The 21,310-nt window shown below is 40.4% G+C and carries 17 protein-coding genes; 12 read left to right on the top strand and 5 right to left on the bottom strand.

Going from position 1 to position 21,310, the window contains the following annotated elements; all coding sequences use genetic code 11:
* Positions 1–37 precede the first annotated feature (37 nt).
* Positions 38–1,003, bottom strand: a complete 966-nt coding sequence (locus tag METTI_RS04865) for a restriction endonuclease (RefSeq protein ID WP_023844709.1) — start codon at positions 1,001–1,003, stop codon at positions 38–40.
* Positions 1,004–1,066: 63 nt separating this feature from the next.
* Here METTI_RS04865 and METTI_RS04860 point away from each other — a divergent pair, with 63 nt between their 5' ends.
* Both METTI_RS04860 and METTI_RS04855 read left to right on the top strand, forming a co-directional pair.
* Positions 1,067–2,911 carry an HD domain-containing protein gene (locus METTI_RS04860; protein ID WP_023844708.1) on the top strand — a complete coding sequence of 615 codons (1,845 nt, stop codon included), beginning with the start codon at positions 1,067–1,069 and terminating at the stop codon, positions 2,909–2,911.
* Positions 2,911–3,663, top strand: coding sequence for a tRNA (adenine-N1)-methyltransferase (locus METTI_RS04855; RefSeq protein ID WP_023844707.1), 753 nt, complete (start codon positions 2,911–2,913; stop codon positions 3,661–3,663). Before METTI_RS04860 ends, METTI_RS04855 begins: the two co-directional genes overlap by 1 nt.
* A gap of 43 nt (positions 3,664–3,706) precedes the next feature.
* On the opposite strand, the gene radB is transcribed toward METTI_RS04855, so the two are convergent.
* Entirely contained in the window at positions 3,707–4,372 is a 666-nt protein-coding gene (radB, locus tag METTI_RS04850) for a DNA repair and recombination protein RadB (RefSeq protein ID WP_052324309.1), read from the bottom strand.
* A 526-nt stretch (positions 4,373–4,898) separates the two neighbouring features.
* On the opposite strand from radB, the gene METTI_RS04845 reads away from it, so the two are divergent.
* The 6 genes from METTI_RS04845 (at position 4,899) to METTI_RS04820 (ending at position 14,426) form a co-directional block, all read left to right on the top strand.
* Positions 4,899–5,258, top strand: coding sequence for a glutaredoxin family protein (locus tag METTI_RS04845; protein WP_023844705.1), 360 nt, complete (start codon positions 4,899–4,901; stop codon positions 5,256–5,258).
* 25 nt (positions 5,259–5,283) lie between these two features.
* Positions 5,284–7,683 (top strand): anaerobic ribonucleoside-triphosphate reductase, encoded by a 2,400-nt coding sequence (gene nrdD / locus METTI_RS04840; RefSeq protein ID WP_023844704.1) that lies wholly within the window; start codon positions 5,284–5,286, stop codon positions 7,681–7,683.
* A gap of 8 nt (positions 7,684–7,691) precedes the next feature.
* Positions 7,692–8,480 (top strand): anaerobic ribonucleoside-triphosphate reductase activating protein, encoded by a 789-nt coding sequence (locus tag METTI_RS04835; RefSeq protein WP_023844703.1) that lies wholly within the window; start codon positions 7,692–7,694, stop codon positions 8,478–8,480.
* 66 nt (positions 8,481–8,546) lie between these two features.
* Positions 8,547–9,410 carry a DUF4349 domain-containing protein gene (locus METTI_RS04830; RefSeq protein WP_023844702.1) on the top strand — a complete coding sequence of 288 codons (864 nt, stop codon included), beginning with the start codon at positions 8,547–8,549 and terminating at the stop codon, positions 9,408–9,410.
* A 153-nt stretch (positions 9,411–9,563) separates the two neighbouring features.
* Positions 9,564–10,556 carry a thiamine-phosphate kinase gene (thiL, locus tag METTI_RS04825; RefSeq protein WP_023844701.1) on the top strand — a complete coding sequence of 331 codons (993 nt, stop codon included), beginning with the start codon at positions 9,564–9,566 and terminating at the stop codon, positions 10,554–10,556.
* Between the two features lie 60 nt (positions 10,557–10,616).
* Positions 10,617–14,426, top strand: coding sequence for an S-layer protein domain-containing protein (locus METTI_RS04820; protein WP_023844700.1), 3,810 nt, complete (start codon positions 10,617–10,619; stop codon positions 14,424–14,426).
* Positions 14,427–14,483: 57 nt separating this feature from the next.
* Here the strand turns inward: METTI_RS04820 and METTI_RS04815 are convergent, their stop codons facing one another.
* Complete coding sequence (locus METTI_RS04815) at positions 14,484–15,005, bottom strand: helix-turn-helix domain-containing protein (RefSeq protein WP_023844699.1); 522 nt, start codon at positions 15,003–15,005, stop codon at positions 14,484–14,486.
* Between the two features lie 149 nt (positions 15,006–15,154).
* On the opposite strand from METTI_RS04815, the gene METTI_RS04810 reads away from it, so the two are divergent.
* From METTI_RS04810 to METTI_RS16000, 3 genes are all read left to right on the top strand, one after another.
* On the top strand, positions 15,155–16,183 hold the full coding sequence (locus METTI_RS04810; RefSeq protein ID WP_023844698.1) for an ABC transporter substrate-binding protein: 1,029 nt from the start codon (positions 15,155–15,157) through the stop codon (positions 16,181–16,183).
* A 91-nt stretch (positions 16,184–16,274) separates the two neighbouring features.
* Positions 16,275–17,102, top strand: coding sequence for an ABC transporter permease (locus METTI_RS16005; protein WP_023844697.1), 828 nt, complete (start codon positions 16,275–16,277; stop codon positions 17,100–17,102).
* Positions 17,103–17,861 carry an ABC transporter ATP-binding protein gene (locus METTI_RS16000; RefSeq protein WP_023844696.1) on the top strand — a complete coding sequence of 253 codons (759 nt, stop codon included), beginning with the start codon at positions 17,103–17,105 and terminating at the stop codon, positions 17,859–17,861. It begins immediately after the preceding gene.
* 8 nt (positions 17,862–17,869) lie between these two features.
* Here METTI_RS16000 and METTI_RS04795 read toward each other — a convergent pair whose 3' ends face one another.
* Positions 17,870–18,301 (bottom strand): bactofilin family protein, encoded by a 432-nt coding sequence (locus METTI_RS04795; protein WP_023844695.1) that lies wholly within the window; start codon positions 18,299–18,301, stop codon positions 17,870–17,872.
* Between the two features lie 287 nt (positions 18,302–18,588).
* On the opposite strand from METTI_RS04795, the gene METTI_RS15050 reads away from it, so the two are divergent.
* A complete protein-coding gene (locus METTI_RS15050; RefSeq protein ID WP_023844694.1) occupies positions 18,589–20,583 on the top strand; it encodes a PAS domain-containing sensor histidine kinase in 1,995 nt (664 codons plus the stop codon).
* Here METTI_RS15050 and METTI_RS04785 read toward each other — a convergent pair whose 3' ends face one another.
* Positions 20,584–21,288 carry a prenyltransferase/squalene oxidase repeat-containing protein gene (locus METTI_RS04785; protein ID WP_023844693.1) on the bottom strand — a complete coding sequence of 235 codons (705 nt, stop codon included), beginning with the start codon at positions 21,286–21,288 and terminating at the stop codon, positions 20,584–20,586.
* Positions 21,289–21,310 lie beyond the last annotated feature (22 nt).

The raw sequence follows: 21,310 nt of genomic DNA, 5'->3' as shown, positions 1-21,310 counted from the left end.
GGGATAAAAATGTAAAGGTTATTTTAGCTAGAATAGTTTACTCTACAATGATGTGTGGTTCTTTATCAATTATTGCAGCGTTTATTTTTGTTTTTAGCCACACTTTAAGATCTTTTTCGTCTTCCAATAATTTTACAATTTCTTTTACCGTGGATAATGTTATGGCAGCACCTCCACTAAGTGCATCTCTACATGTGGTAATTGCAGGTTGCGTATAATTAGAGTAGGATATAAAGAGTCCTCTTGTTTGTCCTCCTCTATTAAACAGGCGTACTAAATGTGGGGATATCTCTGCTGTGCCAATAGGTGAGTTCCACCACTTCATTTCTACTAGGTATAGATGTCCTTCAAGCTCAACGAGTCCGTCAATTTGTTCAATAATTCCTTCGCCACACTTTCCTTTTATTGTGAAGGCTTCTCTCACGGACATATCATAGCAGACAAATAGGTTATTTAGTACATTTTCAAGGGCTTTTCCTCTTTTTTGAGCATTTTCTTCTTTAAATAAAGAAAACAACTCTTTTTTTACAGCTTGAATTTGATTTCTTCTTTTTTCTTTCTCATATACTATCGTTTGCTGTTGTTGTTGTATACGCTTGCGTTTCTCTTCATCTTTTTCTATCTTCATTCTTGTGAATGCATCTTTTACATTAACCATGTCGCGTACTTGTACAACTAATCCTCTTGCAGCTGCTTGATCGTTGGGCCAACAAACGCTGAAATCTTCAAATTCTGTGACGCGCTTAATCACTTCTCTTCTTGCAGCAAGGGATTTATCTCCCTGTTCATTTATTGCAGAAAGAATTTCACGTGAGGCATGATATTTATTGAACTCATTTCTGTTGTTTTTCAATAAATCTTCATGTGGTTTTAATATCTGTTTTGAAACTCCTGCTCCTTTGAAAAATAAAATTAAGTCATTCTTAGATTTACAAAGTTTTGGAATTACATCGATTAGTACTTTCAGCAATTCGGGTGGATAGTGATATGGAGTTCCTTTCATTGTTCACAATATCCTTATGATTTTTAAAAGTTTATATATTGCAATACTCCTTATTATTTTCCAATGCGAAAACCCATGATTATCCATGACCCTGTACACAAGACCATCATACTCGATGAGTTCGAGCAGATGGTGCTGAACACAAAACATGTCCAGAGGCTCAGGAATATTCAGCAGCTTGGACTCGTGGATCATGTCTACCCTGGTGCCAATCACACTCGTTTTGAACACAGCATCGGCACAATGCACATGGCATCTGTCATAGGTCGTTCACTCTCACTTGAAGATGAGGATATTCGTAAAATAAGACTTGCAGGTCTTCTGCATGACGTAGGTCATTCTGCATTCTCACATGCTGTGGAGAATGTGCTTAAACGTAACCCTCAGTTACAGCCTGTAATTGAAGAGAAGAAATTCATTAAACACGAAGCTTTTTCAAAAGACATTATTTCCCGGATACTGCCGGAGGATACTTATATTGCAGGATATGTAGAGTCGGAATTTGGGACAGATGCGTTCGACTTTTTTGATGAGATCTCAAAAATTGCAACCGGTGATTCCATTTCTATTTCAAAACCATATCTGGCACAGGTCATTGCAGGTGATGTGGACGCAGACAGGATAGATTTCCTGCTGCGTGACTCATATCATACGGGTGTCTCATTCGGACTTATTGATGTAGATCAGATAATCAGCAGTCTAATAATAAAGGATGAAAATATCGTTCTGGGAAGCACGGATGGTTCAAGTTATGGAAATGATATGGCTTTAACTGCTGCAGAATCCATGCTTATATCCCGTGCTCATCACTATACAGCCATTATCCATAATCCTAAAACCCAGGCTGCAAGGGTAATGCTTCTCTATGCACTCGAAGATGCACTTGAACAATTCAAAAATAAATCCGGAATGGATGCAGCAAAAGATGAAATTGTCCGCTTTTTCACAGAATATGATGACGGCGACCTTCTCAATTTCATAAGGTCAAATGCGTCTGAAAAATCACTTATTTTACTTGATAATCTTCGTGAAGGCAGGTTGTACGAACCTGTTGCAAGGCTCAGTCAGAAGATACTCCGACCATCGACCCGGATGTCACTTTCAACAATTGCCCGTCATGGCGTGGCTACTAAGAGACTTGAAACAAGGCTTGCAAAGGAACTTGGTGACGTGCTTGTGGATCTGACTGTTGCTTCAGGTGTTCCAAAAAGTATGCGCATTGCAATGGATGATGAGGATGGCTTCTTCTATGATGAGTCTGCACTTGCCAATGGTCTGGTTCGTGCAATATCGCGCCAGCTCTCACTTACAGCATTTTCACATCCAGATGCTGTCATCAATAAAGATTCGTCTGCTGTACTCTCAGAACTTCGCAGGATTGTGGACGATCTTTCTCCAAGACTTCTGCATTATACAAGGGAGGATCAATATCTTCCAATAGAGGGTATAATTCTGTTATTCTATGCCGTTCACAGTATTTTCGTAGATGAAAAACCGGGATTTGTTTCAATTCCAAGGTTAAGGCACATTACATGGCTTTATCGCACTATTCAGAAACTTGGTACTTTCCCAAGACTCAAAAATCTATTTGATTATTCTTTCCATGAACGTTATAGATTCCCGTATTCTGAAAAGGTCTTTGAGGATATTCAAGTTCTTGTTGCCATGGGTATAGTTGATGAGGACCTTCGTTATTATGAAAAAGATGGAAGGTTCCGGCAGAGTTATGAATATGTGCTTACATGGGAAGGAGTTGAATATGCAGGCACACTAGCAGATGCATATCGTCCGGAATTTGAGGAAATGATGTCTCATCTTTCAATGATCAAACATTCTATCAAAAGGGATATAGTTACTATCCCGTCAAACAGGTACGTAGCTAAAAAACGGTCCATAGGTGTAAAATAATGTTAATAGGTGAGTTGGTTTTGCTGAAGACTTCCCATAGGGACAGGGTCAAAGAGTTCATCGCAAAAGTATCCGATGATCAGCTGCACACGAATTTTGGAATAATTGAGCTATCATCTCTTGTGGACAAGGAACTCGGGGATATAGTTGTCTCTCATATGGGTCAGGAGTTCACAATTCAACGTCCAAAAATGCCGGATTTCTTCAGGCATGCAAAAAGAACCGGGGCTCCTATGATGCCAAAGGATATTGGCATGATTATTGCTTATACCGGTCTTAACAAGAATGACGTAGTGCTCGATGCAGGGACAGGTTCCGGAATTCTTACAATGTACCTTGGTTCAATTGCAAAACGAGTTGTTACATATGAAGTGAATGAAGAATTCATGAAGGTTGCAGCCAAGAATGTGCAAAGTGCTGACCTTGATAATGTGGAACTTCGCTGTGGTAATATTGTTGATGAAATTAAGAACATTGATGAAAAGTTCGACGTCATTACTCTTGATACTCAGAACACCAAAGATGTCATTCCAAATGTAAAGAATGTACTTTATCCTGGTGGCTTCATTGCAACGTATTCTCCGTTCTTTGAGCAGACAAAGGAAATTCGTGACGCACTTGATGCTGAAGGCTTTGATGAAGTCATGACAATGGAATTCACTGAACGTGAAATCTCATTTTCTTCAAGAGGAACTCGTCCTTCTACATCAAAAGTAGGTCATACGGGCTTCATAACAATTGCAAGAGCATGAATCTTTTTTTCAAAATATCTTCTATTCTCGGCTGGTTTTGAATTTACCTTACCCCTTCATTGGTGATGATAAATTCACATGTGCCACCTTCTGGAAGTGAGCGGTGTTTCCAGAGCTTTGCGCGTCTTTTCCCGTCTCCGGTTTTTTCAAGCTGAATTATAGTTTTTGAGATGTGCTCTATCCCGCTGCCTCCTATGGGTCTTACTCCACCTGCCATGTCGCTGTAAACCTGATTTGTCATAACAGCAACTATTCTGTGTTTGCGTGCAATGGCATGTATCAGTCCTATCTGGTTTGCAAGCTCTCTTCTTGTCCTTATGCCGGATTCTTCCTGGTCAAGTTCGAATCTGTAAAAAGCGGTTGCAGAGTCTATGAGTATCAGCCCTACTTTATCTGATATGAGCTTCTCTATCTCTTTTACTGCTGCATATTGTTCTTCAAAATTATGAGGTTCAAAGATAATTATCTGCTGAGCTATCTCTTTTGCATTTTCTCCTGCAATCTGCCTGAACCTGTTCGGCGAAATAGCTTCGGTGTCTATATAGATGGCTTTTTTTCCGTTTTTGACACATTCCACTGCAAGCTGAAGACACAGATTTGTCTTTCCGCTTCCTGGTTCTCCAAATATCTGTGTGACTACACCTGCTTCAAATCCTCCGCCTAAAAGATCATCAATAGGCTTGCAGCCGGAACTTAATTGTTCAGTTATCTTTACACCTCTTGCTGGGATTATCTGCTATAATAGGGTTTATAATATACATCTTTTGGCACTGGTAGTGTGTTTTATTTTATGTATTCTAAAAAACAAAGCAACCATCCACCGAAGGCAGCACATTCCAATAATGTGGTATGGGATGTAATTCAAACTGTAATTATGGTAATGCTTAGAATACTACAGAAGATCTGCAAAGAAAAGATTTTCGAGTATATGCATATTGTTTTTCTTTTGATTGGAAAACGCTGGCTTCGCCGGAATCTTCGGTATCGCTCTAGTTATTCATGACTCATGGGAAATATGTTTGTAAATGTTTCTAAAATAGTTTCTTTATTCTTGGGGTAACTTGTCTATGATCGTGTATGTTTCATTCTTATTATCAATTATGTTTATTATATGTTTCATATTTGATAACAAACATGGTGTGCGATACTTCACTGTATATTCAAATGCAGTTTGAAAAACCATTATTAAGCTAAAAGCCATTTGTATAATTTACCTTCTGGAAACAGAGGTTCTAATGACTGCAATGCCGGTTGATTGCTTTTTTCAATATGGCATTGTGGTTCCTCTCCAGAATGTGACTAATATAATAGTTTATTTATATACAATCGAGGGACGCGAGAAAATGGTTGAAGTGGTTATATATACAACACAGACTTGCCCGAAATGCGAGCAATTAAAAAAGGTACTTACTTCAAAAGGAGTTGCATTTGCAACAGCAGATATGTCTACTCCTGAAGCTTTGACCGAACTAAAATTCAATGGTGTTTTCACCATGACTGCCCCGGTACTCCAGATCGGCGATGAGTTTTTAACTCATAAGGAACTGTTCAGTGGTCCTGACGTGAACCTGGAAGCATTGGGCAGCATACTCTAAGTGCAATCAAACTGAGGTGGGAATGATGGACGTATGTGCTACTAATATTAAGGGAAAGATCGAACTTGAAGATGCAGATTTGGGAACTGACATGCAGGTTCACGCAGAGGAAGATGAGAGGACAGATACCAGTATGACAACACTCACAAAACAACATGCTATACAGAAGACGCTCGATGGTCATGATATATCCATAATGCCAAAGGTACGTACCACCGCTGGCCATATGGTGGACTGGGATCGCAGTATAATTGTGAACCAGTTGTTAAAGGAAACAAAACTTGCTGAAAGATTCCATGGTAAGCCTGGCATTGAGAAAGATGCAGCACTTGACATTGCAAAGGATGTAGAGCGCCGTATCAGAAGTCTTGACCTCAAGTTCCTTTCAGGTCCGCTTATCAGAGAAATGGTCAACATGGAACTCCTGCAGAGAGGTCATGTTGAATGGAGGAATATTTCTACCAGAATAGGTACTCCTGTATACGATGCATGTGAGATAGACCTTGGAAGCGGTTTTGAGGCAAACGATAATGCAAACCTTCAGGAAAATGCCGAAACATCTCACAAGAAGAAGGCAGACAAGATATCAAAGGAACAGTACCTTCTACTGTTGCCACCAAAGCTTGCTGACCTGCACCTTAATGGTGACCTTCATATTCACGATCTTGAATATCTTGGAACCCGTGCTTTCTGCCAGGATTGGGACCTGAGGTATTTCTTCTACTATGGACTTATGCCAGACGGTTCAGGTGCCAAGGCAAGTGTAGCTGGTCCTGCAATGAAGGCAGAGGTCGCAATCCTCCACGCAGTAAAGGCTCTGGGAAGTGCCCAGACAAACTTTGCAGGTGGTCAGGGATTTTACAACTTCCTTACATTCCTTGCTCCATACCTAGAAGGTAAAACTTACAGTGATGTAAAACAGCTCATGCAGATGTTCGTGTATGAGATGACCCAGATGATGGTAGCCCGTGGTGGACAAGTAGTATTCTCTTCAGTCCAGCTCTCCCCCGGTGTACCAAAGCTCTGGAGGGACAAGCCAGCTGTTTACAAGGGACGTGTCCACAATGGTGAGAATGGTACCCAGACACGTACATATGGTGAGTTTGAGCGTGAGGTCCGTCTTGCATTTAAGGCACTCATGGACGTAATGATTGAGGGTGACAACTGGGGCAAGCCGTTTAACTTCCCTAAGCCTGAGATCTCAATTGAGCCTGACTTTATGGAAGAGGACGAATTCTTCAACAAGGCACATCCTGAACTGCCAACATATGAAGAACTCTATGATATGACCTTCGAACTTGCAGCAAAGTTCGGAACTCCATATTTCGATAATCAGTTACCAGAATACAGGGGTGCAGGTGAGGGCATATCCTGCTATCAGTGCTGTGCATACCAGTTCTCAGCAAATGCTGATGCAGATGACAGTTTTGATGATAAGCTCCTGTTCAAGGATGGAAAACATTTCTCAATGGGTTCCTGGCAGGTAGTATCTCTTAACTGCCCAAGAGCAGCATACAGGGCTAATGGGGACGATTCTGCTCTTTTTGCTGACCTCAAACAATTGATGGATCAGTGTATTCAGCTCTTCAAGACAAAGCGCAACTGGATGGAAAACATCATCGAGAACAACAGAATGCCATTTGCAACACAGAGACCAAAGGATCCTGTGACAGGTGAGAAGGGATGCGTTGCAGTGGATATTGATGCACTTGTATGCACTATCGGTGTAATAGGCATCAATGAGATGGTCCAGTACCACACCGGTTCACAGTTGCATGAATCTAAAGATGCGTTCAAGTTTGCCATCAGGGTAATGACTGAGATGGAAATGTATGCACATGAGCTCAGTCAGAAGCATGGCCTTGAGATCGCTCTTGCACGTACGCCTGCTGAAACCACAGGTCAGAGATTCTCAGTATCCGATATGCTCCATGATGAGTACAGGGACTGTGTCCTTGAAGTTGTAAAGGGTGACAAGGAAGCTGCTCTTGCAAATCTCAGAAAGACTACAGATCTGCCTGTTTACTACACTAATGGTACACATGTACCACCAGGAGCTAATGTCTCACTTATTGACAGGATAAATCTTGAACATGTATTCTTCCCGATTGTTGACGGAGGAAACATCTGTCATATCTGGATGGGTGAGGGTTCACCTGATGCAAAGGGTCTTAAGGAATTTGCAATGAACATTGCAAAGAACACTCAGATCGGTTACTTTGCATTTACAAAGGATATGACTGTGTGTCTCAATGACTTCCACATGATGTCCGGTCTTAAGTGCACATGTGAAAACTGTGGTTCCACCAATGTAGAGCAGATGTCCAGGGTAACCGGATATGTGCAGGCTGTAGGTGGCTGGAACAATGGTAAGAGACAGGAGCTTGCAGACAGGATGCGCTACGGTTCCTCAGACATGATCTGAACAAGAACATGAAAGTAAATTATGGGAACACTGTTCCCATATCAACTGTAGATTGGCACGGAAAGGTGTCAATCGTCTTCTTTTTACGGGGATGTCCTTACAGGTGTCCTTATTGCCAGAACCATGAACTTCTTTTTGAAAGCAACATGGTGGAAGCTTCCGTACTTGAAGCAGAGATGAAGAAGTCCCGGCCTTTTGTCAGCAGTGTGGTTTTCTCAGGAGGAGAGCCCCTGATGCAGAAGGATGCTGTTATCAATCTTGCAAAATATGCAAAAAAGATTGGTCTGCTTGTTGGCATTCATACCAATGGCCATTATCCTCACGTAATGGCTGAACTAATCAAAGAAGGGCTTGTGGACAAATTCTTCATCGATGTAAAAGCTCCACTGGATGATTCCGGAAGCTATGCAAAATCAATAGGTTGTATGGATTTTTCTGACATTCGTATTGATCCGGAAGCTGCTGTGGATAGAGTATCTCAATCTATTAATCTGGTTATTGAAAATAATATTGAACTTGAATTAAGGACAACTACTATTCGTGACTTCATGGGAAATTCGGATGATGTGCGCAATATTGCACGTTCAATCAATGAACTGACCGGTAGAAAGGATGTTACGTATGTGCTTCAGCAGGGATTTGCCGAGAGAGCTATGCTTGAATCTTTAAGGGACAGAAAACCCCTTAATCACGATGAACTTGTTGAACTGGCCCACGTTGCTCATGAGTTTCTTGATAACATCTATGTCAGGACTAAGGAAAAAGGCAACGAAAAAGTTAACTTCGAATCGATTTGAAGTTTAAACAATTTTTTAATACTTTCCTGTCAATCATTTAATTATACTTTAAATGGGTGTGATTAAATGAAAGCAAAATTTAGTAGCATTGCAGTATTAATCATTTTATTGGCAGCTACTTTTGTATCGGGCTGTGTAAGTAGCTATAAGGAATCCTCCGTGCAGTCTGCCGATTACATTGTTGTTGAAGATTATGATGACTCTTATGCAAGAAATGCAGTTATGGAGGAGTCTGGATATGGAGGTTCTGGCGGAGCTTCAACTGCTTCTGTGGACCGCAAGACAATAACTACTGTGGACATGACTGTACAGGTCAGCGATGCTGCAGAAGGTCTTGATTCAATCTCAAAAATGGCGGTTGCTTCAGGTGGATATGTTTCCAGTTCCTCTGTCTATGACTCTCATTATGATTCCTACGAGGGCAAAAACGGATATATAACTGTCAGGATTCCGGAATCAGAATACCCTTCTTTCCTTGAGGATCTGGGTGAACTGGGTGAAGTGACAAGTAAAAGTGTAAGTGCCCAGGATGTTACGGAAGAGTACATAGATGTAAGTGCGCGTCTGGATAATCTTGAAAGGCAGGAAGCCCGCCTTCAGGAGATTCTCAATATGACTGAAACTGTAGAGGATGTCCTTGCGGTTGAAAAGGAACTTGAAAGGGTTCGTGGTGAGATTGAAAGTCTGACTGGAAGGTTGAACTATCTTGATGACAGAATTGATTTTTCAACTATCAATATTCGTGTGACTGAACCAAGACCAATTACTCATTCATGGGGTATTCGAGATGCACTCTCTGAATCCGTGAATGGTTTCATATCAATGGTCAATGCACTGATAATTCTTGTCGGATACCTTCTGCCACTTGTAATTGTTTTAATATTCTTTGGCGGAGCTGGTGTGTTGATCAGGAGAAGACTCAGGAGATGATTATACAGACTTAACCAGACTTTTGAGTCTGGTCTTTGATTTAAGCTGGCATCCTGATGCCAGCAAATTTATTTTCAGCTATTGTGTTCTGGTTTTTAGTAACAGTTAATCTCAGTAAGTTATTATATATAGCATATTAAAATAGCAGATACTATGAATGATTCTATTTCCGTATCCGAACTCGGTGAACGTCCTCTGATTAGTCGTTTATCCGGTATTTTTTCTTCTGTCCATAATCCGGATGTTACATTGGGTGCAGGACCTGATGATTGTGCAGTTATTGATATTTCTGAAAATGAGTATATGGTGATAACAACAGACATGTTACACCGCAAGACAGATTTTCCTCTTTGTATGACTCCCTGGCAGATTGGATGGATGTCTGCTGCGGTAAACTTCAGTGATGTTGCATCAATGGGTGCCAGGCCAATAGGTTTCCTTTCAGCCATGGGTTTTTCTAAAGATACTGATCTTTCATTTATTGATGAAATTTCAAGAGGAATGAATGATTGTGCTAAATTCTGTGGGACCTCTGTCATAGGTGGTGATATTGACACCCATGATGAACTTACAATTACCGGCACAGCTCTTGGAAAAGTAAACAAGTCGGAGCTTCTGACCCGTAGAGGTGCAAAACCCGGCGACATTATCTGTGTAACCGGTTTTGCAGGTTCTGCCGGAGCCGCGCTTCATGCTCTTGAAAATGATATTGATATCCCGGATAGTCTTCTTAATACTCTTCTTGAACCGATTCCGCGGGTAAATGAATCTCAGGAACTTGCCCGTACGGGTGCCCTAACCAGTATGATGGACACAAGTGACGGGCTTGCAATGTCACTTCATGACCTTGCAGACCTGAATAATGTGGGTTTTAAGATTGATGAGAAATCTCTTCCAATACAGCAGGAAATTGTAGATTTTGTAAGCTCAGAAAGCTCTGTTCTTGCTGATTTTGCACTTTACACAGGCGGTGATTTTGAGCTACTTTGCACAGTTTCCCCGGATATGCTGGAAGCGGCTCAAAGCGCATGTTATTTAAATGTTATAGGAGAAGTAGTTGACCGGGAAGTTGGTACTACCCTTAGGTGCCGTAACGGAGAAAACCTGACGATAAATCGAAAAGGTTATCTACAATTGGGGAATTAAGATTAGGCAGGATTAGTTTACGATATTTAATTATACACTTTAATTTAAGGAAGGTTTAGAATGCGAAATAAGTTTAAATTACTATTAATTGGATTATCTCTTATATTATTCACAGGACTGGCATTAGGTTCTGCTCCTATCCTCTCTGGTGTAGGTTCTAGTGATATTACTTCGGACAGTGCTTTAATCAGTTATGATGTAGACTTAAGTGATGCAAATACTTATGTAGAGTATGGAACCACTTCTTCTTTGGGTTCTTCCATTGGTCCTTTCAGTGGTGATTCTAGCTACAGTAAAACACTTTCTAGTCTAAGTCCAGACACTACTTATTATTATAGTGTTTTTGCTTACAATTCCAGTAATGCAAGTGAATTCTCCAATTCTTCAATAGACAGTTTTACTACTAGTAGTGCTACCATTACTGCCACTGCTCCTATTCTCTCTGGTGTAGGTTCTGGTAGTATCACTTCGGATAGTGCTGTAATCAGTTATGATGTCGACCAAAGCGATGCAAATACTTATGTAGAGTATGGAACCACTTCCTCTTTGGGTTCTTCCATTGGTCCTTTCAGTGGTGATTCTAGCTACAGTAAAACACTTTCTAGTCTAAGTCCAGACACTACTTATTATTATAGTGTTTTTGCTTACAATTCCAGTAATGCAAGTGAATTCTCCAATTCTTCAATAGACAGTTTTACTACTAGTAGTGCTACCATTACTGCCACTGCTCCTATTCTCTCTGGTGTAGGTTCTGGTAGTATCACTTCGGATAGTGCTGTAATCAGTTATGATGTCGACCAAAGCGATGCAAATACTTATGTAGAGTATGGAACCACTTCCTCTTTGGGTTCTTCCATTGGTCCTTTCAGTGGTGATTCTAGCTACAGTAAAACACTTTCCAGTCTAAGTTCAAGCACTATTTATTATTATAGTGTTTTTGCTTACAATTCCAGTAATGCAAGTGTATTTTCTAATTCCACAATAGCTACTTTCACAACATCTTCTTCATCCAACCCACCGGTTGCATCTTTTGATACAAGTGCAACATCCGGTGCTCTTCCTCTCACTATAACTTTCACAGATACATCCACAAACAGTCCTACATCATTGGAATGGGACTTTGATGATGGTAATACTACAACTACAACAAATGACACCATAACACACACATTCACATCAACCGGAACTTACAATGTAACTCTGAAAGCTACAAATGGTGACGGAGATGACACATCTGATGCAGTAACAATAACGGTTTATCCAAAGACCTATTACACCGGTGACAGGATATGGGATGTGAACGCAGATCAGTCAGATGATTATTATATATGGGATGCAAAGTCTTTCTCAGGATTCTTCTATGATCTTGAATCAGGTTTAAGTTCTGAGAACATGACTATCTCCAGTATAGACCGCTCACTTTCAGATGGTGACATTGTTTACCAGACAAGACCGGTAGAAACTGACTTTGAACACTCCGATTGGGGTTCCTATCAGGTTATCGGTTTTATGGCAGAGAAATACTTCGCTGCATACACTGACGAAACGGAGATCAATGATGTTGATGAAGTAAGTCTGATGTCTTCAGGCCAGCTTTCAAAAATACTTCTTGATGTTGATGATAAAGAGTCTGTTTATGCCGGTTCTTCACTTATCCTTGAAGATGGTTATGAATTGAACATTGTTGAAGTTGATGTGAGTGGCGACGATGTTTATATGACTCTCACAAAAGATGGTGATGACATTGAAAGTGGTGTAGTCTCCAGTGGAGAGGACTTTATTTATAAGACTGATCTTGGTGATGCTGATGATGTCGTATTAGTAGCTGTCCACGTCAGCGATGTATTCAGTGGTTCAGAATCAGATGCCGTTATCGTAAAAGGTGTCTTCCAGATATCAGATGCCTACACTGAACTTGATGATGGTGAATCTGTTGGTGAGATGGAGGTTACTTCCATAAGTGAAGATCTCATCGAAATGGAGAATGATGGAACTGTTTCTCTTTCAAAAGGAAAAACAATTACTCTCATGGGCAGTATCAATATCGTAGTTGCTGACAACGATGATCTTAGGTTTGCTCCTTATGTTGATATGTCCGACCCGGGAACATACGAGCTCCGTGGTACAGTCGCAGAAGACGACGACCTTCTCACATGGACCCCACTTAACTTCGAAGGGTTCTATTATGATATTGACGAGGGTATACAGACCGAAACTCTTGAACTGACTGCCATATCAGGCAGAACTATAGATGATGGTGACCTTGTTTACACAAGTACTCCTGCATCCGTAGAGTTCGAGCACTCAGACTGGGGAGAATTCCAGGTAATCGGCTTTATGGCAGAGAAATATTTCGCAGGTTACACAGATGACACAGATATTGACGATGTTGATGAAGTAAGTCTCATATCAAATGGTCAGCTCTCAGAAGTTCTGCTGGACGATGATGACAAAGCATCAGTATATTCAGGTGCATCACTTATCCTTGAGGAAGGTTACACTCTGGATATAGTGGAGGTTGACACAGATGGTGATGATGTACTGATTGAACTTTATCAGGATGGCGATGAGGTTGACACAGGAATAGTATCTGCGAACAATGATTATGTCTATAAGAAAGATCTTGGCGATGCAGATGATGTACCTATCATAATAATACACTTCAATGAGGTATTTGCTGGTAGTGAATCAAATGCTGTATTCGTAAAGGGTATTTTCCAGATATCAGAGGATTACATCGAACTGGAGGATGGAGAATCTTATGATGAAATGGAGATTACCAGCTATAGCGAAGATTCCATTGTCATGAAGAATGAGGATTCAATCACCCTTTCAAAAGACAAAGATATCACTCTCATGGGAGAGGTTGGTATAAGGGTAGCAGATTCAAGTGATGTCAGGTATTATCCATATGTTGAAGTCACAACAGCAGCTTCACAGGCATTGAGTATCAGTTTCAGTGAATCAACTGTAACAGAAGGCGATGAGGTAACTATCACTGTAAAATCAGGTGGTAAAAACATTGCAGATGCCACAGTCAAGGTGGAAGATACAACTATCGGAACCACTGATGATGAAGGTACAATCGATTATGATGCTGACGAGGCAGGTACCTTTGAGATAACTGCCGAAAAGGATGGTTACACATCAGCTTCCGAAGACCTTGAAATCATTGATAAGGATGATGAAACCAGAAAGATGAGTATCGAAGTATCACCTGATGAGGTATATGAAGGAAGTTCCATCACCATCTATGTCTTGCAGGCAATTGGCGGCGATGAAATTTCCGGAGTAACTGTCACCTTTGACGGAAAATCAATTGGTACAACTGGCAGTGATGGTACTGTAACCTACACAGTAACAGAGGCAGGTACTCACTCAATTGAAGCCACCAAGTCCGGTATGAACGATGCTGAACTTGATCTTAAAGTCAATGAGCTTGCTGCAGAGTTTGAATTCAGCAATCTGGAAATAAGTCCTCTTGAGATCAAGCAGGGTCAGGAAGCAACAATTACTGCAGATGTGGTAAACACAGGTACTGCAGAAGGTTCCTACAATGTTGAGCTCAAGGTCAATGATGTAATTGTAGATTCACAGACCATAACACTCTCAGTTGGTAATTCAACAACAGTTGAATTTACCCACGAAGAAGAAGAACCTGGTACTTATGAAGTACAGCTTGGAGATCTTACAACAACTTATGAGGTCTTCGAGAAATCAGGAACCATTCTCTATGTTCTCGGAGCAATTGGTCTTGCTGCAATTGGAGGAGTCGCATATCTGTTTACGGCAGGTGGATGGACAGTAGAAATCGCACAGGCAAAGGCTGCAGAAGCAGTAGAAGCAATCAAAGAGTTGATCGGAAAATAACCGATAACTCTCTTTTTCTCTTTTTATTTTTACTTAAAATCTTGTTTTGAATCAAAATTAACTTATTTTCCTGGCTACAAGTTCAATAGCTTCAAAGAGACTGTTCTTTGGCATAATGGTTGCAACAGGAATTCTCAGTATTTTTTCTACCGTAGGGCTGACTATTGGGGCGCATACAAGGGCTTTAGCTCCTTCTCTCTCAGCACGCACCGCAGCAATAATGGCTTCTTCCATGGAAGTTGCAGAGTATTCCCTGATGGTGCACAGATTCCCACATATCTTTTTTTTAGTTTCACTGATATTATCCAGTACCGGTCTTGCAGCTATTACAGCAATGAATTCTCCCTTTTCAGAACCTTCCAGTCTTTTAATCGTTTTTATGATTTGCCTTAGTGTCTTAACGTTGGGTTCCCTTTTTCCAGACATTATCTTGTAAAGCGTACTGGCAGGGACACCGGCCTCCACGGCAAATTCTGCCATATTCATGTTCAGGTCTTCCTTTATTGTAATAGAAAGGATTCTCCTGAAGTCTTCATCAGATTCAAAAACAGCATCTATTATTTTTTCTACAGTGCTCATCTCCACACACCTACTTTATTAATGTCCTATAAAGGTAAATACGTATTTCAAATTAATCTTTTTAGGATATAGTGCTTACGAATTGTAGAAATATATATAATATATAGGCTCGTGCAAACAAATTATCTAATATTATTATAGGTGGTAATGTGAATCACACAAAGACATTCAAATTAGCTTCTACTTTATTTCTTGTGATCGCACTTGTCCTTGCAGTATTCGTATCAGGATGCGCAGAAGACACAGATGATCAGCAGGAAGAGCAGGCAGATGCCATTACTGAATTAACTTTTGGTTATCAGCCAAGTACACATCAGATTGCATATATGACAGCCAGGGAAAAAGGCTGGTGGCTTGAAGACCTTGAACCTTACGGAATAGTCTCTATCGATGACAATGAATTTGCAACAGGTGCACCTGAGATGCAGGCCATGCTTGCAGATAAAATCGATGTTGCATATGTTGGTGCAGCTCCTGTTATCGCTGCCCTTGCAAACGGTCTTGATGCAAAGATAGTAGCTGCTGTTCAGATTCAAGGCTCAGACCTTGTGCTCAAAACCGATCTTCCATATGAGAGTCCGGAAGATCTCAGAGGACTTACTATAGCAACATTCCCTGCAGGAACCATTCAGGATACTCTGCTAAGGAACTGGCTGAACGAGAACGGAATTGATCCTGAAAATGATGTAGTAATCAAAGGAATGGGTTCCGGACCGGCAATAACCGCTCTTACAGCAGATGAAGTGGATGCAGTATTCCTTCCTCACCCATCACCAACAATAGTTGAAAGTGAAGGTATTGGCAGGTCAGTTGTATCCTCTGGCGAAATGCTTCAGGATCATGCATGCTGTGTGGTTGCTGTGAGCGGAGAACTCATAAGAGAGCACCCAGAAATTGTACAGCAAATAGTTGAAACCCATGTTCATGCAACTGAATATAACTCAGAGAACCTTGATGAAGCAGCACAGATCTATGCTGATGCTTATCCGGACCTGGGTCTTGAACTGGTAAACAAATCACTTACAGATTGGGATGGTTCATGGATAGCAGATCCAAACCTCATAGTCAATTCAACCGTTGATTATGCACAGGTTCAATACGAACTTGGATACATAAGTGCACCTCTCACTCAGGAAGATATATTTGATCTGAGCTTCTATGATGCTCTGGATCAATAATCTTTTTTCTTTTTTTTGATATAACTTAAATAATAAGTAGACATTTCTATCTTTGTTCGGAGTCTCACTATCTTCGCATATTGGAGGACCCATGGTAAAAAAACACATCCAGGCATTAAAAGAGAAAAGTGTAGAAATCATATCTATATTTTCTACAATAGTTCTCTGGCAGATAATAGCAGTTTATGTTGTAGGGAATAAATTCTATCTGCCAAGTTTTACGGATGTGGCCGGTGCATTGGTTGAAATTATATCAAGGGATTCAAGTCTGACTATTGTGGGTTTAGACTTACAGCTTCCAATGTTAGTAGTTGATTTTCTTTACAGTATGATGCATTTTAGCATAGGTATTATTGCAGCTCTTATAATAGGAATTCCAATTGGCATGATAATGGGCTGGTTCCGTACAATTGACCGTATCGTTGACCCTATTATTGAGATAATACGTCCTATCCCTCCTCTTGCATGGATTCCTTTTGCTATCATCTGGATTGGTCTGAATCCGTTTGCAGCAGGTTTTCTGATATTCGTTGGCGCAGTTTTTCCGATTATGATCAACACTTTCACAGGTTTTAAAAGCGTATCCAGGGTGTATGTTGAAGCAGCAAAAGTGTTGGGTTGCAATACCAATGTTGAATTAATACGCTATGTGGCTCTTCCATCAGCTCTTCCTTCCATTGCGGCCGGAATCAGAATCGCAATGGGTGTTGGATGGATGTGTCTTGTTGCTGCTGAGATGTTTGGAGTCAGCAGTAACGGTCTTGGTTATCAGATGTGGCATTTTTATGATCTTCACAGGATGGAGTTTGTTCTTGTCTATATGCTGATTCTTGGTTTCCTTGGACTTTTTATTGATCGCCTGTTGAGGTATTATATTGATGGTAAACTCCTTAAATGGCGTAAAGGAGTGGTGATCTGAATGGGTAGTGTAAACGTAAAGAATGTATCCCGTAAGTTCACAAAGGATGAAGATAAATCGACATTGGCGCTGGACAATGTAAGCCTTGAAGTTGATGACAAGGATTTTATCTGTTTTATCGGTCCTTCCGGATGTGGTAAGACTACACTTTTGAGGATAATCTCAGGTCTTGATAAACCAGATAGCGGTGAAGTTTATCTGGACGGCACTAAGATAGATTCTCCCGGACCTGACAGGGGCATGGTTTTCCAGGAATACTCACTTTTCCCGTGGAAAACGGTTATAGATAACATCATATTTGGTCCCCAGATGAGTGGTGTAAAAAAGAAAGATGCCATCGTCAGAGGTGAAAAATATCTTGAACTTGTCGGTCTTCAGCAATTCAGGGACAGCTATCCATACGAACTTTCAGGTGGTATGAAGCAGAGAGTTGCTATTGCAAGGGCTCTTGCAAATGAACCTGCAGTGCTTTTAATGGACGAACCTTTTGGTGCGCTGGATGCCCAGACACGTAACATACTCCAGCAGGAATTACTGGAAATATGGCAGAAAAAGAACATAACAATTCTTTTTGTAACACACAGTGTTGACGAAGCAGTTTTCCTTGCCGACAAAATAGTAATGATGAGTGCCCGTCCAGGAAAGATCAAGGAAATAATCAATGTAGATCTTCCAAGGCCCAGAGACAGGACTAGTCCCGAAGCAAACAGGCTTCGTGACCATATATTGAAATCTCTTCTGAAAGAACAGGGTCATTAAAGATGCGTTCACTCAGAACGCACAATCACTTTTGTTCCCGACTCTATTTCTTTAATACTGACCTTGCCCACAAGTTCCATTATGCTGCTGGCTTTTGCAAAGCCTATTTTCGATCCGGGACGTACATGCATATCATCTCCGGCAATTGCTGAACCGTCTATTTTTACGGAATCAAATATTTTTAAGTCTCCGGCAACTTCAACGTCTCCATTAATCTCAGATCTGGCACCTATGATAGCTTCATCTGCTCTGACATTGCCTTTTACAAAAGTACCTTTTCCAAGTTTCAGTACTCCTTTGACATTGATATCTTTCCAGAAATTAGAACCCTGTCCGACTATAAGGTTCCCGTCTATATTGATGTCCTTTTCAAAATAGCTGTTTTTTCGGGTAATGTAAGTGTTAGAGTCCTCATGATATTTTATTGGATTTTCACTCATCTAAGGTCACCATGTATACTTCAATAGGTTTTTCAGATTATAAATGCTCTTCTAGCTGCATGTATCCTTGATTCTTACCTGTTTTCTCTTTTCTTATATTTTGTTTGATATCAATGTTTGTATATACAAAATATATGTAGGATCAGTTCCTATATTTTATTAGCATTTATATACAATAAGCAATGGATACTAACTATTATATATTATATTCTCAATACAATTACATAATATCTGAGACCTGTTGATTTAGTTTTCATAACTTGTTTGTCGGATACAAAGGTGTATAGATGGTCGCAAACAAAAAAATGCCTGAACTTGAGAATGACAATGACAGTCATTCACCCGATATAGAGGAATCTCTGTTGCGGGTGACTGAAATTAACTTTTCAGATATGGAACAGTCACAGGCATATTATGATATGGTCGACCAGCTTATGCTTATAGTTGATGAGGACAATTGCATCTTAATTGCTAATAAAAAAGCGCAGGAATATTTTGGTCTTAAAAATAGTACATCAAAAGAAGATTTCACCAGGCTTTGTCTTCCAGAAGAAGAAAAAGACTATGCAACATCTTTTCTCTCATCTTTTTTCCAGGAAAACACAGAAGATACTGAATTATTCTGTTCTACTGAGCTTCTGTTCAAAGATTCAGGCGGTTTAATATCAACTTTTCTTATCAATGTCAGCCTTTTAATAGACAAAGACTCACCCAGAAAAGCAGTTCTTCTTTCATGTGCAAGTATCCAGAACAAAAATGATTTTGAAAATGAAATGTTAAGGGATATTGAAAAACTATTCAAGCATCTTGATTCAATTCCTTATGCACTGGTTTTTTCAGATAATACAGGTGACATCACGTTCTGGAACAAGAAAGCAACCGCGCTTTTTGGCTTTACTAAAGATGAGATTATTGGTAAAAATATTACGCATATCATGCCAAAACGATATCGTAAGGCTCACGAAGGCTGGGGCGAAATAATATCCATTGGAAAATCTCCTGTTGTTGGTAAAATCATTGAAGTTGCTGGCTTGCGTAAGGATGATACTGAGTTCCCTATAGAACTGGCTATTACAACTACCAGATATAAGGGTGATATTTTCCACGGGGCAATCATTAATGATATTTCACAAAGGAAGATGAAAGAGAGGCTCACAAGCATTGCAAAGAACAAATATCGCATGATGTTTGAAAAATCACCTCTCGGTATTTTCCACTTTGACGAAAACGGTGTAATCACGCAGTGCAATGAGATTCTTGTCCGGATACTTGGAATTCCTGAGGAGCAGGTGATTTCAAAGATTATAGGGTTTAATATAATTAATTCCTTCAGTGATGATAATGACCTTAAAAAAGCAATAATACAGGTTCTTGCTGGTATTCCTGCAAGATATGAGGATAATTTCCAGTCTCCTTTCTCAGACAAAGTAATTCCTATAAAAGCAGAATTTAGCCCGGTAATATCTGATGAAGGTAAATTCATGGGTGGAGTCTGCGTTGTTGAGGATTTCACCGAGCGCAAGGAAGCGGAAGAAAAACTCAAACAGTATGCTGAAGATCTGGCCAGGGCAAATGAGGAATTGAAATCTCTTGACAAGATGAAGGATGAGTTTATTTCTAACCTCAGGCACGAATTAAAAACACCACTAATTCCTATTAAAGGATATAGTGAGTTGATGTATGAAGGAGCTTTGGGGGAATTAAGTCAGAAACAGAAAGATGCAGTTGAAAAGATGATGTTCAGTTCTGAAAGGCTCAGAAGACTTATCGATTCATTATTGTACGTCAGTATCACCGAAGGCGGTAATGTTGAATACACATTCTTGCCTCTGAGGATCTGTGAGGTCATAGATTCTGCATTGCATGACAGGGATCCTGAGATCAAACGCAAGAACCATGTTGTGGAACGGTCAATTCCATGCGATGTTCCATTAATTAACGGTGATCTGGATTACCTTGAAGAAGTTTTTATCAATATTATAGACAACTCCATCAAATTCATGCATGATGGAGGTAAAATTTCAATAACATGCTCACTTCAGGATGACAACAATATCCATATCAAAATAGCTGATGAGGGTATTGGTATTTCCGAAGCTGACCTTCCTGATATCTTCAACAGATTCTATCAGGTGGACGGTTCATCAACACGCAAATATGGCGGTAACGGCCTTGGACTCTATATTTGCAAGAAGATAATAGAAGCCCACAATGGTTCTATATGGGCTGAGAGTGAGGAAGGTTCAGGCACAACTATTCACGTTCTTCTTCCGGCCAAGTGATTACTGGCTGTCTATGTATTCATGCAATGTTATAAGCGACAGGGAAGTCGTATTGATATCTCCGTTCTCCTTTCCCCATGAACCGTTATCGTTCATCTGGTCAAGAATCCATTTTACAGATTCAGTGACTTCATCTCTATGTCCTGCAAGCATAAGTGACTGGATAACAAGATTGGTGGTTGCAGGCGTCTTCCATGAATTGTTCACTTCTTTTCTTGAGATTATCCATCTTGCCTTTTCTTCAATGAACATGTCATAGTCGTTCGTGTTTCCAAGTCTGTCTTGCTTCATCAGGGCTGTAATTACAAGTGCTGTTGTTCCGGGATGTTGCCATTTTCCCACGTAATTTTCAATAAGCCACTGGCATCCTTCAGGGTTGAATAATCCAAGGTCTGCAAGTGATGCAAGGGCGTACGTACTGTCATATACGTCCTCATTCCAGGAGCCATTATTTTGTTTTTCAAGGATCCATTTACCAGTTTCAGTAAACGCGGTTCCTGTCAACGCAAGAACAGACACAGCACGTGAAGTATCTCTCAGGTCACTATTCCAGCAGTCTCCTGTACGCAGGCCCATAAGCTGTTCTGCGAAATTGTTTTCCTCATTCCAGAGATAACTTGCCTGTACCACGCGTGCAAGGTCTTTTACTTTCGTAATCTCCTGGGAATAAAGCCATTTGAACGATGCTTCACTCGTAAAAATCATAATGTTTCAGACGGCTTGCGGA

Origin of the sequence: Methanolobus tindarius DSM 2278, from assembly GCF_000504205.1 — an archaeon.
GTDB lineage: Archaea > Halobacteriota > Methanosarcinia > Methanosarcinales > Methanosarcinaceae > Methanolobus > Methanolobus tindarius.
This window is presented reverse-complemented; position numbering and strand designations above follow the sequence as displayed.

Coding starts and splice junctions, on each gene's coding strand:
- METTI_RS04865 (WP_023844709.1), bottom strand. CDS start 1,003: ATGAAAGGAACTCCATATCACTATCCACCCGAATTGCTGAAAGTACTA.
- METTI_RS04860 (WP_023844708.1), top strand. CDS start 1,067: ATGCGAAAACCCATGATTATCCATGACCCTGTACACAAGACCATCATA.
- METTI_RS04855 (WP_023844707.1), top strand. CDS start 2,911: ATGTTAATAGGTGAGTTGGTTTTGCTGAAGACTTCCCATAGGGACAGG.
- METTI_RS04845 (WP_023844705.1), top strand. CDS start 4,899: ATGACTGCAATGCCGGTTGATTGCTTTTTTCAATATGGCATTGTGGTT.
- nrdD (WP_023844704.1), top strand. CDS start 5,284: ATGGACGTATGTGCTACTAATATTAAGGGAAAGATCGAACTTGAAGAT.
- METTI_RS04835 (WP_023844703.1), top strand. CDS start 7,692: ATGAAAGTAAATTATGGGAACACTGTTCCCATATCAACTGTAGATTGG.
- METTI_RS04830 (WP_023844702.1), top strand. CDS start 8,547: ATGAAAGCAAAATTTAGTAGCATTGCAGTATTAATCATTTTATTGGCA.
- thiL (WP_023844701.1), top strand. CDS start 9,564: ATGAATGATTCTATTTCCGTATCCGAACTCGGTGAACGTCCTCTGATT.
- METTI_RS04820 (WP_023844700.1), top strand. CDS start 10,617: ATGCGAAATAAGTTTAAATTACTATTAATTGGATTATCTCTTATATTA.
- METTI_RS04815 (WP_023844699.1), bottom strand. CDS start 15,005: ATGAGCACTGTAGAAAAAATAATAGATGCTGTTTTTGAATCTGATGAA.
- METTI_RS16005 (WP_023844697.1), top strand. CDS start 16,275: ATGGTAAAAAAACACATCCAGGCATTAAAAGAGAAAAGTGTAGAAATC.
- METTI_RS16000 (WP_023844696.1), top strand. CDS start 17,103: ATGGGTAGTGTAAACGTAAAGAATGTATCCCGTAAGTTCACAAAGGAT.
- METTI_RS04795 (WP_023844695.1), bottom strand. CDS start 18,301: ATGAGTGAAAATCCAATAAAATATCATGAGGACTCTAACACTTACATT.
- METTI_RS15050 (WP_023844694.1), top strand. CDS start 18,589: ATGGTCGCAAACAAAAAAATGCCTGAACTTGAGAATGACAATGACAGT.
- METTI_RS04785 (WP_023844693.1), bottom strand. CDS start 21,288: ATGATTTTTACGAGTGAAGCATCGTTCAAATGGCTTTATTCCCAGGAG.